This is a genomic window from Rothia nasimurium (assembly GCF_042660305.1).
Taxonomy (GTDB): Bacteria; Actinomycetota; Actinomycetes; order Actinomycetales; family Micrococcaceae; genus Rothia; species Rothia nasimurium.
This window is the reverse complement of sequence record NZ_JBHSTW010000005.1, coordinates 26,551-39,980: the sequence shown is the minus strand read 5'-3', so window position 1 is coordinate 39,980 and position 13,430 is coordinate 26,551. Positions and strand designations below refer to the sequence as shown.

Genomic DNA, 13,430 nt, shown 5'->3' with positions numbered 1-13,430 from the left:
GCGTGATGAAACCTAACTGAAACACAAGCGCTACACCGCTTCCCACACTGTGAATCGCTAAACCAGCACTGAGCGGGTAAAGTTACTTAATTGCAACACACTAGACTTTTGACCGGTGACCGCCGCCCGCAGCTACAAGGACGTTGGGGCGCAGCTAGCCGGTGAACGGGGGAGTAATCGTGGGACTACTAGAAACTATTGGTGAGCCGAGCGACCTGAACGCTCTGAGCTCCGAGCAGCTTACCGAGCTTGCCCAAGAGATTCGTGACTTCCTCGTTGCTAATGTCTCGCGGACCGGCGGGCACCTGGGCCCCAACCTGGGCGTTGTCGAACTGACCCTGGGCATCCACCGGGTCTTCAATTCCCCCCACGATTCCATCGTCTTTGATACCGGCCACCAGTCCTACGTTCATAAGCTGGTGACCGGCCGCCAGAATTTTGAAACCCTGCGCCAGAAGGGCGGCATTGCAGGCTACCCTGAGCGCGCAGAATCTGACCACGACATCGTTGAGTCCTCGCACGCGTCCTCGTCTCTTTCCTGGGCAGACGGTATCTCACGCGCCTACCAGCTCACCGGGCAGGGCGACCGCTACACCGTAGCCGTTATCGGCGACGGTGCGCTTACCGGCGGTATGGCCTGGGAAGCGGTCAACAACATCGCAGCGGATAAAAACCGCAAGGTCGTCATTGTGGTCAACGACAACGGCCGCTCCTATGCTCCTACCATCGGCGGTTTCGCCAACCACCTCGCTGCCCTGCAGCACGAACTGCAAAATAAGGTAGATAAGGTTCGCCTGGACTCCCGCTATGAGCGCACCCTGGCTGCTGCCCGCACCAAGCTGCAAAACGGCGGTTCTGTGGGGCAGATGATCTATCGCGGCCTGCATGGCATGAAGGCCGGCATCAAGGACGTCATGGTACCCGGCGGTATCTTCGAAGACCTCGGCATGAAGTACGTGGGCCCCATCGACGGGCACGACCTCGAAGCCGTAGAAACCGCCCTGGAATCCGCTAAAAACTTTGGCGGACCCGTCATCGTGCACGCCATCACCGAAAAGGGCCACAGCTACGCGCCGGCCGTCAGCGACAAGGACGACATGTTCCACGCCGTCGGCGTCATCGACCCCGACACCGGCGAGGCTCTGGCGAAGTCGTCCGGAAAATCCTGGACCAGCGTCTTTGCCCAAGAAATCAAAGATATCGCCGACGAGCGCGACGACATCGTCGGTGTCACCGGCGCTATGCTCATTCCCGTTGGCCTCAAGCCTATGGCCGCCGCCCACCCCGACCGCGTCATCGACGTGGGTATCGCCGAACAGCACGCTATCGCTATGAGCGCGGGCCTGGCCTACGGCGGCCAGCACCCCGTGATCGCCCTCTATGCGACCTTCCTCAACCGCGGCTTCGACCAGCTGCTCATGGACGTCGCCCTGCACAAGGCCGGCGTAACCATCGTGCTGGACCGATCCGGCGTCACCGGCCCCGACGGGGCCTCCCACCACGGCATGTGGGACCTTGCCCTGCTACAGTTCATCCCCGGCCTGCACCTAGCTGCCCCCCGCGACGCTGTAACCTTGCGCGAAGAACTCCGCGAAGCCGTCGCCATCGAGGACGCCCCCACCGTGGTGCGCTACCCCAAGGGCTCAGTGGGCGCCGACATCCCCGCACTTGAGCGCCTGGCAGACGGCACGGACGTCCTCGCCCGCCACGGCGAACCCAACCCCGAAAGCGGCCAGCGCGACGTGCTCATCATCGGAGTTGGTGCCTTCGCCCGTCTCGCCCTCGACACCGCAGATCTACTCGCCGAGCAGGGCGTGAGCGTAACCGTCATCGACCCCCGCTGGGTCATGCCCGTACCCGCCAGCGTAGTAACCCTCGCCGGCGAACACCGCATCGTCGTCTCCATGGAGGACGGCGTGCGGGCAGGCGGCGTAGGCTCCCGCATCCGCCAAGAAATGCGAGCAGCCGGAATCGACACCGCCCTCAACGAACTCGGACTACCCGCCGAATTCATCAAGCACGCCGAACGCGGCGAAATCCTCGAAGAAGTCGGGCTTACCCCCCAGAAAATTAGCGCCGATATTCTCGCGCAACTCGCCGGGAACATGGTGCCCTTCGCCCGCACCGAAGGGGAGAAGCCGAAGCACACTAGCTAGGCGACAATTAGGGGGCCGTAAGGCGTGCTTAGAACAGGATGCACGGGCTCACGCTCGCTGTCGACCCTCTCGCTGGTTCGCTAGCGCTCACAAGCGATTCACGCCAGCCCCGAGCCAACAGCTTCGCTGTGAGCCCGTGCATCCGTTATGGCTAGCTTAGGAAACCCAGATCCTTCCGTCCTTGACTTCCACCGTGAACTCGGGCAGGGCGGTTTCTGCCGGGCCGCCTTGAACCGAACCGTCCTCCAGTGAGAATACTGAGGCGTGGCAGGGGCAGGTCATGGTCTTTTCTTTCTGTGCGTTCAGCTGGCAGCCCTGGTGGGTGCACACCGATGAGAACGCGTGGAAAGTGCCCTCGGTCGGCTGGGTAATCATTACGGTCACCCCGTCGTTGTTGGCCTGAATGACGCCGCCTACGGGGACGTCCTCAACCGCGGCCATGTCGGTGGCTTGCGCCGGGCGGCCGTCGTTGGCGGTCAGGCTCTCAGACTCGTCAGAAGAACCGCAGGCAGTCAGCAGCGCGGCACCGGCGCCCAGACCCGCAGTGCCCGCTACCGCCTGGCGGCGGGTGAGCCCACGCCCACCGGTCTCGGCCTGCTCAGCGGGGGCGGGGGCGTCCTTGTTTTCCTTCTGACAACCACAGGTAGTGCACATAGTTGAACCTTACTTTGTAGATGAATGTCTAACCCGGGCAAAAACATCAGCCAGGTCAGGGGCTATAAGTTCAATCTGCCACTGGCGTGCCCCAAGTTCAAGCAGGGCTACCCTAAGTTCCTCAACGGACGACCCGGTAGGCGGGTCCCAGCACAGGCGGCGCAGTACATCGGGGGCAAGGACGTTCTCCTGCGGCATGTTTAGGCGCTCGCCCGCAGCGAGCACCACAGGTTTTGCCTCAGCAATGAGCAGGGCGGACTCGGGGCGCTTGACCTCCCATGCCTTCAGCGGCGGGGGACCGGACGCCGGGGTCGTGAAGGGGACGGGCTCCGCCTCCTTCTTCGCGTCCGCCAGGGCCTTCAGCCAGCGCGGCGCCTCCCGCTTGAGAGCGCGGGTTTGAAAGCCGGGAATCTGCAAAATAGCCGGGACGGTGCGCGGCATCAGCCGGGCAGCAGTAATCAAGGACGCATCGGGCAGCAGACGCTTGGGGGCAACGTCCTTCTTCTGCGCCAGGTGTTCACGCTCGTACCAGAGGTTGCGCAGGGCGGTGAGCTGGCGGCGGGTTTTCAAATCGCGAATACCCTTGGTCTTGCGCCAGGGGTCGGGCTTCTCTTCACGCTCAGGGTGCTCACACACGTAGCGGAACTCCTCAAGCGCGTAGGCCAGCTTGCCCTGGGCCCGTAGCTCATCTTCCACCGCATCGCGCAGATCAAGCAGAATATCAACGTCTAAAGCGGCATAGTTCAGCCAGGCGGCGGGGAGCGGGCGGTGGGACCAGTCCACGGCAGAGTGCTCCTTGGCCAGCTTGTAGCCCAACAGGTTCTCTACCATGTACCCCAGCCCGACGCGCTCAAACCCGGCAAGGCGTCCGCCCAGCTCGGTATCAAAGAGGGCATCGGGGTACATGCCAATCTCCGCCAAACACGGCAAATCCTGGGTCGCGGCATGCAAGACCCACTCAGCCCCGGCCAGGGCATCGTTAATCAGGGTGAGGTCGTCAAAACTCTCGGGGTCAATCAAAATCACCCCGGAATTACCTCGCTTGAGCTGCACTAAAAAAGCCCGCTGACCATAGCGAATACCAGATGCGCGCTCGGTATCAACCGCCACGGGCCCGCTTTCTGCCGCCAGAATTTTAGCTACGCGGTGTAAGCCCCGCTCGGTATTAATGACGCTCGGGGTGCCTCCCTCAGGCTCATCGAGGTAGACCACATCGGGGATATTAATCCCCTCGGGTAAATCAAACTGAGAACCTGTTCCCCCTACAGGTTGCGCCACCATAAAACTCCCTCCCGGTGGAAAACTACCTCCCCATTATGCCAGGTTTTGCCCAGCCCTACCGGGGCGGGTGGCGTCCGCTCACCCACAATCCCCGGGCAGAGAACCTAATCAGCTACCGGCTTCTCGTGCAGGGTCAGGCTGATGGAGTTAATGCAGTAGCGCAGGTCGGTGGGGGTGTCATACCCTTCCCCCTCAAAAACATGGCCCAGGTGCGAATCGCAGGCAGCGCAGCGCACCTCAACGCGCACCATGCCCAGGGAACGGTCCTCGATATAGCGCACCCGGTCAGCGGCCAGTGGCTCAAAGAAAGAAGGCCAGCCGCAGTGGCTCTCAAACTTCTCGGTAGACCGGAACAGTTCTGTGCCACAGGCCCGGCAGGCATAGACGCCCTCGGTGGTGGTGTCCCAATACTCACCGGTAAAAGCCCGCTCCGTACCGCCTTGGCGCAGCACCGCGTACTCATCGGGGTTCAGAACTTCCTTCCAGTTCTTGGCAATGGCACCAAGGCCGGGCAGAGAATCACTCATGGCTTGCTCGCTTTCATCAGGGCGGTGTCTGTGCACCAGTATAAGCAGGCGCAGGGGGCCCTTATTCCCGTACACTGGGCATTATGGCTACTGAGCACGTATACCCCACACCCGCCCGCACCCTCACCTTAGCTACCGTAGCGGGGGTTGCCGGGGCCGCCGGTGCGACCCTGGCCTTCGCTGCCGCCCTGGGCACCGCGGGGGTTGCCACCCACTTCGCCCGCAAAATTGTGGTTCCACCCAAGGCCCCGGTGGAGGACGTCCGCGTGCACTCGGTGGGGTACAGCAGCGTTGAGATGAGCGAAGAACAGCCTCCCACCAGCATCCGTATCGACGCCACCGAACGCACAACGGCCCCCGGCCACTACGGCTTTTACTTCTCGGGTGGGGCGGGCTTTGCCCTACTGGGAGAGGTCATCTCTTACCTGCCCGCAGAAAACACGGTGGTGCGGAGTATCGAAAAAATTTACCGGGGCGATATCGCAGGTATTAAGCGCGGACGCCTGACCGGCGTGGTTGCCACCGACCCGGCAATGGCTGGCTACCGGGCTGAAGATATCGAACTATCTTTGCCAGTAGGTGTTGCGCCGGCCTGGGTCGTGCACCCCGGCGCAGCCCTGGACCGGCAGGAACCAAACGACTCCGGTGTACCTGAGCCCAGCGACACCTGGGCCATCATGGTGCACGGCATGGGGGCAACCCGCGCCGAAACCCTGCGCGCCCTCGATGCCACCCAGGCCCTGGGCCTCACCAGCCTGCACATGAGCTACCGCAACGACCGCGAAGCTCCCGCCAGCGAGGACGGCCGCTACGGCCTGGGCTTTACCGAATGGCGGGACGTTGAAGTAGCTATCGACTACGCCCTGGCCCACGGCGCTCGCGATGTAGTGCTGTTCGGCTGGTCCATGGGCGGTTCTATCTGCATGCAAACCGCTGACCTTGCCCGTAACCGCCGGGCCATCCGGGCGCTGGTGCTCGATGGGCCTGCCCTGGACTGGCTCGAACTCATTCGCTACCACACCCACCTGAACAAGATCCCCCTGCGCATTGGGCAGCTGGGTGTTCAGATGATTACCCACCCGGCCCTGAGCACCCTCACGGGCCTGAAGGAACCCATCAGCCTCGACCAGATTTCCTGGCCCCACCGGGCAGGTGACATCGCCCTGCCCACCCTGATTATGCACTCGGTGGACGACACTTACGTGCCCTACCAGCCTTCCCAGGCCCTAGCTGAGCTATCCCCCCTGGTGGACTTCGTACCCTTCGAAAAGGCTCCCCACACCAGGGAATGGAACGTGGACCCCCAGCTCTGGTTCGACACCGTAACGAACTGGCTAGGCAGCCGCGATATCGGCATACGCCCCCTGGGTTAGGGTAACTAGGTCATCAGCAGCTAGCTCAACATCTAGACCACGGCGCCCACCGGAGACCAAAATCGTGTCGAAGAGCTGGGCAGTCTCGTCCACCAGCGTGGGGTGCGCCGTCTTCTGGCCAAGCGGTGAAATACCGCCCACCACATAGCCGGTGCGCTTCTCTGCCACATCGGGGGCCGCCATCTTGGCCGACTTCCAACCCAGGGCAGCGGCAGCAGCCTTCACATTGAGCTTGCCACCCACCGGCACCACACAGACCGCAAAATCTTTCTCGTGGGTAATCATCAAGGTCTTAAAAACCTGCTCGGGGGAGCGGCCCAACTTTTCAGCAGCCTCCAGACCAAAATTGGTTTCACCGTCCACATGCTCATATTCGCGCACCTCAAAGGCGGTACCGGTCTGCTGCAACAGAGCCAAAGCAGCCGTAGCCGCCCCCTTCTTCTTCGCCTTCGCCACCGTTTCTCTTCCCTTTCACTCACGTCAATAGGTATGCACCTACCAGCCTAAAACGAGAAGCCGCCCACCGGCGTCCGCCCAGGGGCTGACCAGCAAATCTGTGAACAAGCCAACCGGCTTAGAGTCAGTCCCGCACTAACCCCACCGCAACATTGGGCAACCTGCCTGCCAGCTACTAAACTGTGGGTGTACGAATCACCAGCGCACCGTCGCGCCCAAGGGAAAGACCACACGTGGCAACCTACACCCACCTCACCGACCGCACCCCCCACGTCTCAGCCGACGAACTCCTCTCAGGGTTCAGACCCTCAGAACGCTTCGGTGAAGTGTCTTTCAATACCTACCGCCCCGACCCTGCCCAGCCCTCCCAGCAGGCAGCAGTCGACGCCCTGCGCGCCTTCGGCGAAACCATCAACCGCGGCGGATCAACCAGCGGGGGCGGCTTCTTCGGCAAACTCTTCGGCGGCGGCAAGAAGAAGGACGACACCAAGGCCGGTCTCTACCTCGACGGCGGCTTCGGCGTGGGTAAAACCCACCTGCTCGCCTCCCTCTGGCACATGGTCGAAGGGCCCAAAGCCTTCGGCACCTTCGTCGAATACACCAACCTGGTCGGCGCCCTGACCTTCCGCAAAACCGTCGAAGCCCTTTCACACTACAAACTGGTCTGCATCGACGAATTCGAACTCGACGACCCCGGCGACACCGTACTCATGTCCCGCCTCATGCGCGAACTCGCCGAAGCAGGCGTCAAACTCGTCGCCACCTCCAACACCCTGCCCGGCGCCCTCGGCGAAGGTCGCTTCGCCGCAGCTGACTTCAAACGCGAAATCCAGGTACTCGCCGACCAATTCGACGTGCTGCGCGTCGACGGCGAAGACTTCCGCCACCGCGGCCTACCCGCTGCCCCCGCACCCGTCGCAGATGCTGATTTCGATTCCCTGGTCGATAGTCGTTTCGACGGGCTCGGCACCGTCGCCATCGACGACTTCGAAGCCCTCATCGACCACCTCTCCCGCGTGCACCCCTCCCGCTACCGCCAATTCATCGACGGCCTCGACGCCATCGCCTGGCGCAACGTCACCACCATCACCCAACAAGCCGTCGCCCTGCGCTTCGTCGTCCTCGCCGACCGCCTCTACGACAAAGACCTCCCCATCATCGCCTCCGGCGTACCCTTCGACCGGGTCTTCACCGAAGAAATGATGACCGGCGGATACCAGAAAAAGTACTTCCGTGCGGTTTCACGCCTCACCGCTCTAGCGCGTGAAGGTATGTTGGACGATAAGACGGCGTGAAACCACTCCGTTCGCTCTAGCGGTGGCTCAGATCAGGCTTATTACGGATTCATTAAGGCTTCGCAGGCTCAGCCAATTCGCTCCGTTTTCTATTTCGCTTCGCGGAAAACGGGAGCTCATCCCGCTCACTCCGTCTCGCCTCACCGCTCTAGCGCGTGAAGGTATGTTGGACGATAAGGCATAAGATAAGGCCTAAAACAAGGACGCCGGGGCGCACTCACCTGCTACAGGCAGGCGGGCGCGCACCGGCGTCCTTATTTCCCGCAGAGCCTTAGCCGGGGAAACCCAGCTCAGCCCAGCGGTCGCGCGTCAGCTCAGCGGCGCGCATATCAAGCAGGGGAGTGGAGCCGTCCTCAAGTGGACGGCCCGGCTGACTTTTCACCAAAGTACGGAAATCGGTAAACCCAACCCTGTGAGCCACCCGCTCGGACGCCTCGTTATCAGCAAGTGCCTTCCAACTCAGCCGGTCGAGGCCCAGTCCCTGGGGGTCCAGGGCAAAGCCCACCACCATACCCAGGGCCTCGGTCAGAAACCCCTGACCGCGACTCCCCGGCGCCAACCAGTAGCCAACCTCAGCCGAAGAACCCGTGACGTTAAACAGACTCACCACACCGGCGAAAACCCCGCTCGCATCAATACCCCACACCAGCTCATGCCCGCTCTCGCTCGCCTGATGGGTGTAGGCAACAAAATCACGGGCAGTCTCTTCCGTATAGTTCAGGGGTACGGATAGACAAAAACGAATAATATCCGGGTCCTGGCAAGCCTGAGCCATCGCCGCTGCATCGGCCTCACGCAAGGGGCGCAGGGTAAAACGTTCGGTGAGAAGCTGGGGGTGCATGAAAACTCCACGATGAATAGAAATGTTTTTTACAGTGTACGCGCTCAAAGATGTGGCGCAGGGCATAGAAGAAAAATTTTGAACTGGACGGGGTTGTGGCGGTAAAAACCGCGAAAACACGCGGTAAAAAAGGATTTACGTGAAGGTGCGTGTTGATTTGGCAGGAGCCAGAAAAGTGTGTAAAGTATTTACTCGTTGGTTCGGTTCCCCAAAGGAATTGAAACACAATGCGGTTGTAGCTCAGTTGGTAGAGCACCACCTTGCCAAGGTGGATGTCGCGAGTTCAAGTCTCGTCAACCGCTCGCAACACTCCTTGTGAGTGTCTAGCGCGATTGGCGCAGCGGTAGCGCACTTCCTTGACATGGAAGGGGTCACTGGTTCGATCCCAGTATCGCGCACTGGATGAAAATCCACTGCAAATAATTGCATACGCGGTTGTAGCTCAGTTGGTAGAGCACCACCTTGCCAAGGTGGATGTCGCGAGTTCAAGTCTCGTCAACCGCTCCACGTAAGCCCCGGTTCAGTGAGCCGGGGCTTTTGTTTTATTCCGCGCGAGCGTGTGCGTGTGGTGCATGATTTGAGGTTTTTCTGCCGAGCGTGCGTCATATCGCTGAGCGTGCATCTGTCTGCCGCACGCTCAGCGATATGGTGCACGCTCGCTTAACCTGTGGAAAACTGCCGGCTCAGTCGGTAAAAGCCGCTGAAAACCCCGAGTTATCCACAGTGTCGCTGAAATCTTCAGAAATAAACGGTTCCCGCTCTAAGGCATTTCACAATAGCGCTATGAAAGAACTCAGCGACCGGGTCAAAACCTCACGAGAACTTGCCGCGAGAGGGATCTCGCACACGCGCGTCCGCACCTACTGCGCACAAGGGGTCTACGCCAAAATTGCCCCCAACAGCTACTGCCTGGCACGTGAATGGAATGCTCTCACCCCAGAACAACAACTAAAAGTCAGGCACTACGCATTCGCTAAAAATCACCCGGGGTATGTTCTGAGCCATGCCTCGGCGGCACTGTTCTGGGGTGCCCCTTTTCTGAGCCTGCCTGGCCATATCTGGGCTAGCGTGCCCTCGGCGCATATTAGGGCGCGAACGCCACATCATAAGATTTTTTCTAATCGAGCAGTAGAGTGCGAGCGGGCGCTACTGCACGAAGGGGTCTATCTGACCGACCCGCTGCAGACCTCGGTTGATTGTGCCCGCACCCTTCCTCTGATTGAGGCACTGTGCATCGTGGACTACATGCTGAACAGTAAGCTCTGCTCGCCGGCTGCTTTGAAACCACTGCTGATGAACGTGAGTGGGCGAGGTGCTGCGCGGGCCCGCCAGATCGCGCAGCGAATGAGTCGGTACGCGGCCTCTCCTGCAGAGACGATTGCCAGAAACCACATGATTGACTGGAAGTTTCCCCGGCCGCAAGAGCAGGCCAAGCTGGTGGTTAAAGGAAAGGTTTATCGGCCAGATTTTCTGTGGGAAGAGCTGAAGCTCATCTTAGAAGTCGATGGGGCCATCAAATACGACGGTACCTACGGAGAGCCAACCGGGGTGATACAGCGGGAGCATCTGCGACAAAGAGAACTTGAACAGCTCGGATACGTTGTGGTGCGTGTGAGGTGGGACGATATTACCGCGCACCCTGAGAACCTTAAAGACCTACTGATGCGCCACGGGCTGAAACCGGTTGCCTAGTGCCGGGGCAGCTTTTTGGCGAGCGTGCGTTAAATCGCCGAGCGTGCGGCAGAAAGATGCACGCTCGGCGATATGGTGCACGCTCGTTGTGTAGGGGGCGGACGCACGGGGCGGCCTCGACCTGGCAGGGAAGTCAAGCGGGCGTAGAGCGAGCTAGGCGTCTCGGTTGAAACTCTGCCTGGCTTCGTGTAAAGTAATGCGAGTTGCGGTTGTAGCTCAGTTGGTAGAGCACCACCTTGCCAAGGTGGATGTCGCGAGTTCAAGTCTCGTCAACCGCTCTCTCGAAAACAACTCGTTTTCGCAACTCAGACCACGGTCTGAGCGTGTGGTGGGGTGGTCGAGTGGTTAGGCAACGGTCTGCAAAACCGTGTACGCGGGTTCGAATCCCGTCCTCACCTCCACGCGCGATTGGCGCAGCGGTAGCGCACTTCCTTGACATGGAAGGGGTCACTGGTTCGATCCCAGTATCGCGCACAAAGAAAGGCTCCCTGGCTTCGGCCAGGGAGCCTTTTGCATACGCCCTTTACACCTGAATGACCTGTGCAAGACTAGAACCATGCACCTGACCGTCACCCACTTTGGCTATAGTCCCCTCAAAGGCGCCCGTCATCAGGCGCGTACCATAGCCGAGATTACCGCGTCCGGCCCTACCTTCAATCGCCGCTGGGCTCTCGTCTCACCCGCCGACCGCACCGTGCTCCGCACCGTTGCCCACCCGACCCTGATGGGAATTACCACCGATCTGACCGCCCGCGACGGAAAGACAGACCTCACCCTGCACATACCTGGGGCGGGTAGCTACACCGTTCCCGCCCTCACCAAGGCTGCCACTAGCACCTTCACCTCCTGGGGTGCTACAAAGCAGCTGGCGGTCTATAAGCACCCGGTCAATGATGCCTTGAGCACCTACCTGGGCAAGCCCGTGGCCCTGGCTTTTGCTCCTCGGCAGAATCTGGTCTACGACGGTGCCCTATCACTTGTCGGCAGCGCGACCTTGGACGACATAGCCGCGCGGCTCAACCCCGAGAACCCTCCGACCGCGGACGAGTTAGCTGCCAGATTGCGCTGCAACCTGGTGGTCGAGACCTCAATGCCCTACATCGAAGATAGTTGGCAGGGGACAACGCTGACCTTCCAGGCAGGACGCGGCCTGCCGGTTGGGTTGCACGGTCTGCAACTGGTTGCTGGAGAAGGTATCAGCCGATGCGCTGTGATTGACTACCAGCCAGAAACCGGCCAGCGCACAGCCAGGTTTCTTAAGCTCTTGGCCTCCTATCGGCCCAGAAACCAGCGCGGTGAGCCGACAGCGGGTATATACGCGAGCCTCACAGCTACCGCGCCGGGTCTGCTGTCCGGCCCTGTAAAGGGTGATAATAAAGGGTAAAGACCCTCAACGAAGAAGGTGCCCCCGTGACTGTCTACCGCCCTTTCCCTGCCCTTGCCAGTTTGCTGGCTACCGGCGTCCTGCTTCTCACCGCCTGTAGCACCCCCATGACTACCGCGACCGACCAGGGGAGCGGGGTGAACATGGATGACTTGCTCGCCGTGCAGGTGCCCACCGGGACCCCGGCCATCGAGCTGGAATGGGCGGACGGCCCCCACGTACCTGCCGACCGAAAGGTCGAGGAGCGCGTGTGGGCTGAGGACGACACCGTAAAACTCCATCAGGTTGATGTTGGGAACGTGACGGTAGGGGGCTTCACCGCCCCGGCCCGTGGCACCTTCGCCGAATCCAGGAGCACTGCTGGCCCCAAGCCGCTGATTGTCATCAGTCACCTGCGCGGCCCCAACTGCACCGGGGAAAACTACACCTACCCCTGCCCGAGTGGGACCGAAGAGATCCGCTATGACCGGGGCATGAACTACTTGGCCCATGAACTAGCGGCTCAGGGATACGACGTGCTGATCCCCGACGTGGGGCCGGTCTTTATCGGGTCAGATGTGGAAGGTGCCTACGACCAGCGAGAACTCTGGAAGGCTGTGGTCACCGAGCTTATCTCAGCTGCTCAGAGCCCCAACGATGCTACCGGTATCACCCTGGATGATGCGGGTGACCTCAGCAAAGGCCAGGTCGGCCTGCTGGTTCATTCGCGCTCAGCCAGCATGATTGAAGCTGCCCATGAGATCTTCGGTGACGGGCTCAAGAGCGTCATGGCCTATGGCCCCTACTACGCGACCGAAACCCCCGAGGCCTTCGCACCGGCTTTGCCTGACGTGCCCTACCTGTCGCTGACCGGGGAGCTGGATCAGGACGTCAAAACCGCTGGCAACCGCTTGCTGACCCGCTACCTGGCTACCCCGCGTACCGCCCCCGCCTACGATGTACAGGTTGAGGGGCTGGGGCACCTGTCCGTGAACCGGGCTCTATCTGCGGCGGGAGTCGATGACCGGGTCGGCTGCGACCTATTGGACTGCCCCGACACCGCCACCCACGAGAAGGTTCTCGCCGAATCAGCGACCAGCTGGTTCGAGGCAACCATGCCTGTTGAGGGCTACCTGGCGGGTGCAACGGGCGATATTGACCTGGCCCCCGTTGTTCCGGCCTCGTCCGCCGCCCTGCCAACGTCCTTCCCCCGGGAACTCGCTGGCCTGCCCACCCGCTGGCTGGCAACCACCCACCGCCCCGAAGCCACCAGGCTAACGGCTCTTGACCTTACCCACAATGGGGACTCAACCCTCTGCACCCTGCCCGAGAACGTGGTAGCTGCCGCGGGTGCGTCCGCCTGCCCGGAACCCAAAGCCGGTGTGGCTGAATCCACCGTGCCGCTGCTGACTTTTACCCACACCACCCTGGCAGGCTCCTGGCCCGCCGCCGATGCCCTGGCCCTGCACATCATGCCCTTTGGGGTGCCGTCCGATCAGCAGGGGTTACAGGTCACCATCACCACCGACCGCGGAAGCCACACCGCAACCCTGCCCGCCAGCACCCCGGCCATTGCCGGTCGGGTGACGGACTATAGCGACGGCTACTACATGCCCTCGACCGTCCGCCTGGCCCTGTCCAAGGAATTACAGGGTTCCACTGTCACTTCTGTTGAGCTGGAGGGCGGGGAATCAACCTACGCTCTGGCTGGTATGGACATCTGGTAACAATATGTGCCCTGCGGCACTTTTGGGTAGGGTGGTGTTGGTAACAACCCGCTGAAAGGACCCCA

At 61.2% G+C, this 13,430-nt stretch carries 11 protein-coding genes and 6 tRNA genes; 12 read left to right on the top strand and 5 right to left on the bottom strand.

Annotated elements, in window-relative coordinates; genetic code table 11:
- Positions 1-179: 179 nt before the first annotated feature.
- Positions 180-2,156 carry a 1-deoxy-D-xylulose-5-phosphate synthase gene (dxs, locus tag ACFP6B_RS02250; RefSeq protein WP_377126255.1) on the top strand — a complete coding sequence of 659 codons (1,977 nt, stop codon included), beginning with the start codon at positions 180-182 and terminating at the stop codon, positions 2,154-2,156.
- A gap of 156 nt (positions 2,157-2,312) precedes the next feature.
- On the opposite strand, the gene ACFP6B_RS02245 is transcribed toward dxs, so the two are convergent.
- The 3 genes from ACFP6B_RS02245 to msrB all read right to left on the bottom strand — a co-directional run bounded on the left by ACFP6B_RS02245 (position 2,313) and on the right by msrB (position 4,618).
- Entirely contained in the window at positions 2,313-2,810 is a 498-nt protein-coding gene (locus tag ACFP6B_RS02245; RefSeq protein WP_237236605.1) for a Rieske (2Fe-2S) protein, read from the bottom strand.
- A gap of 9 nt (positions 2,811-2,819) precedes the next feature.
- Complete coding sequence (locus ACFP6B_RS02240) at positions 2,820-4,091, bottom strand: HRDC domain-containing protein (RefSeq protein ID WP_377126250.1); 1,272 nt, start codon at positions 4,089-4,091, stop codon at positions 2,820-2,822.
- Between the two features lie 104 nt (positions 4,092-4,195).
- On the bottom strand, positions 4,196-4,618 hold the full coding sequence (gene msrB / locus ACFP6B_RS02235) for a peptide-methionine (R)-S-oxide reductase MsrB (RefSeq protein ID WP_237209276.1): 423 nt from the start codon (positions 4,616-4,618) through the stop codon (positions 4,196-4,198).
- A gap of 83 nt (positions 4,619-4,701) precedes the next feature.
- On the opposite strand from msrB, the gene ACFP6B_RS02230 reads away from it, so the two are divergent.
- Positions 4,702-5,991 (top strand): alpha/beta hydrolase family protein, encoded by a 1,290-nt coding sequence (locus ACFP6B_RS02230; RefSeq protein WP_377126246.1) that lies wholly within the window; start codon positions 4,702-4,704, stop codon positions 5,989-5,991.
- On the opposite strand, the gene ybaK is transcribed toward ACFP6B_RS02230, so the two are convergent.
- On the bottom strand, positions 5,953-6,447 hold the full coding sequence (ybaK, locus tag ACFP6B_RS02225; protein WP_377126243.1) for a Cys-tRNA(Pro) deacylase: 495 nt from the start codon (positions 6,445-6,447) through the stop codon (positions 5,953-5,955). The two genes, ACFP6B_RS02230 and ybaK, sit on opposite strands and share 39 nt — an antisense overlap.
- Positions 6,448-6,680: 233 nt before the next feature.
- Between ybaK and zapE the strand changes: the two genes are divergently transcribed.
- The gene (zapE, locus tag ACFP6B_RS02220; RefSeq protein WP_377126240.1) at positions 6,681-7,742 is read left to right on the top strand and encodes a cell division protein ZapE; all 1,062 of its coding nucleotides are present in this window, start codon (positions 6,681-6,683) and stop codon (positions 7,740-7,742) included.
- A 271-nt stretch (positions 7,743-8,013) separates the two neighbouring features.
- Here the strand turns inward: zapE and ACFP6B_RS02215 are convergent, their stop codons facing one another.
- The gene (locus tag ACFP6B_RS02215) at positions 8,014-8,583 is read right to left on the bottom strand and encodes a GNAT family N-acetyltransferase (protein ID WP_377126237.1); all 570 of its coding nucleotides are present in this window, start codon (positions 8,581-8,583) and stop codon (positions 8,014-8,016) included.
- Positions 8,584-8,812: 229 nt separating this feature from the next.
- Here ACFP6B_RS02215 and ACFP6B_RS02210 point away from each other — a divergent pair.
- The 9 genes from ACFP6B_RS02210 to ACFP6B_RS02170 all read left to right on the top strand — a co-directional run bounded on the left by ACFP6B_RS02210 (position 8,813) and on the right by ACFP6B_RS02170 (position 13,365).
- Positions 8,813-8,885: transfer RNA gene (locus tag ACFP6B_RS02210), tRNA-Gly, on the top strand.
- Between the two features lie 24 nt (positions 8,886-8,909).
- Positions 8,910-8,981 (top strand) — tRNA-Val (locus tag ACFP6B_RS02205).
- A gap of 33 nt (positions 8,982-9,014) precedes the next feature.
- Positions 9,015-9,090, top strand: a tRNA-Gly gene (locus tag ACFP6B_RS02200).
- A 90-nt stretch (positions 9,091-9,180) separates the two neighbouring features.
- Positions 9,181-10,275, top strand: coding sequence for a DUF559 domain-containing protein (locus tag ACFP6B_RS02195; RefSeq protein WP_377126234.1), 1,095 nt, complete (start codon positions 9,181-9,183; stop codon positions 10,273-10,275).
- A 205-nt stretch (positions 10,276-10,480) separates the two neighbouring features.
- Positions 10,481-10,553 (top strand) — tRNA-Gly (locus ACFP6B_RS02190).
- Positions 10,554-10,602: 49 nt separating this feature from the next.
- Positions 10,603-10,676, top strand: a tRNA-Cys gene (locus tag ACFP6B_RS02185).
- A gap of 1 nt (position 10,677) precedes the next feature.
- Positions 10,678-10,749: transfer RNA gene (locus ACFP6B_RS02180), tRNA-Val, on the top strand.
- 82 nt (positions 10,750-10,831) lie between these two features.
- The gene (locus ACFP6B_RS02175; RefSeq protein ID WP_377126231.1) at positions 10,832-11,659 is read left to right on the top strand and encodes an MOSC N-terminal beta barrel domain-containing protein; all 828 of its coding nucleotides are present in this window, start codon (positions 10,832-10,834) and stop codon (positions 11,657-11,659) included.
- Between the two features lie 26 nt (positions 11,660-11,685).
- Positions 11,686-13,365, top strand: a complete 1,680-nt coding sequence (locus ACFP6B_RS02170; protein ID WP_377126228.1) for a hypothetical protein — start codon at positions 11,686-11,688, stop codon at positions 13,363-13,365.
- The last annotated feature ends 65 nt before the right edge of the window (positions 13,366-13,430 follow it).

Bases quoted from the DNA above. Each gene is read 5' to 3' on its own strand.
- ACFP6B_RS02175 (WP_377126231.1), top strand. From the start codon at position 10,832: ATGCACCTGACCGTCACCCACTTTGGCTATAGTCCCCTCAAAGGCGCC.
- msrB (WP_237209276.1), bottom strand. From the start codon at position 4,618: ATGAGTGATTCTCTGCCCGGCCTTGGTGCCATTGCCAAGAACTGGAAG.
- ACFP6B_RS02230 (WP_377126246.1), top strand. From the start codon at position 4,702: ATGGCTACTGAGCACGTATACCCCACACCCGCCCGCACCCTCACCTTA.
- ACFP6B_RS02240 (WP_377126250.1), bottom strand. From the start codon at position 4,091: ATGGTGGCGCAACCTGTAGGGGGAACAGGTTCTCAGTTTGATTTACCC.
- ACFP6B_RS02245 (WP_237236605.1), bottom strand. From the start codon at position 2,810: ATGTGCACTACCTGTGGTTGTCAGAAGGAAAACAAGGACGCCCCCGCC.
- ACFP6B_RS02215 (WP_377126237.1), bottom strand. From the start codon at position 8,583: ATGCACCCCCAGCTTCTCACCGAACGTTTTACCCTGCGCCCCTTGCGT.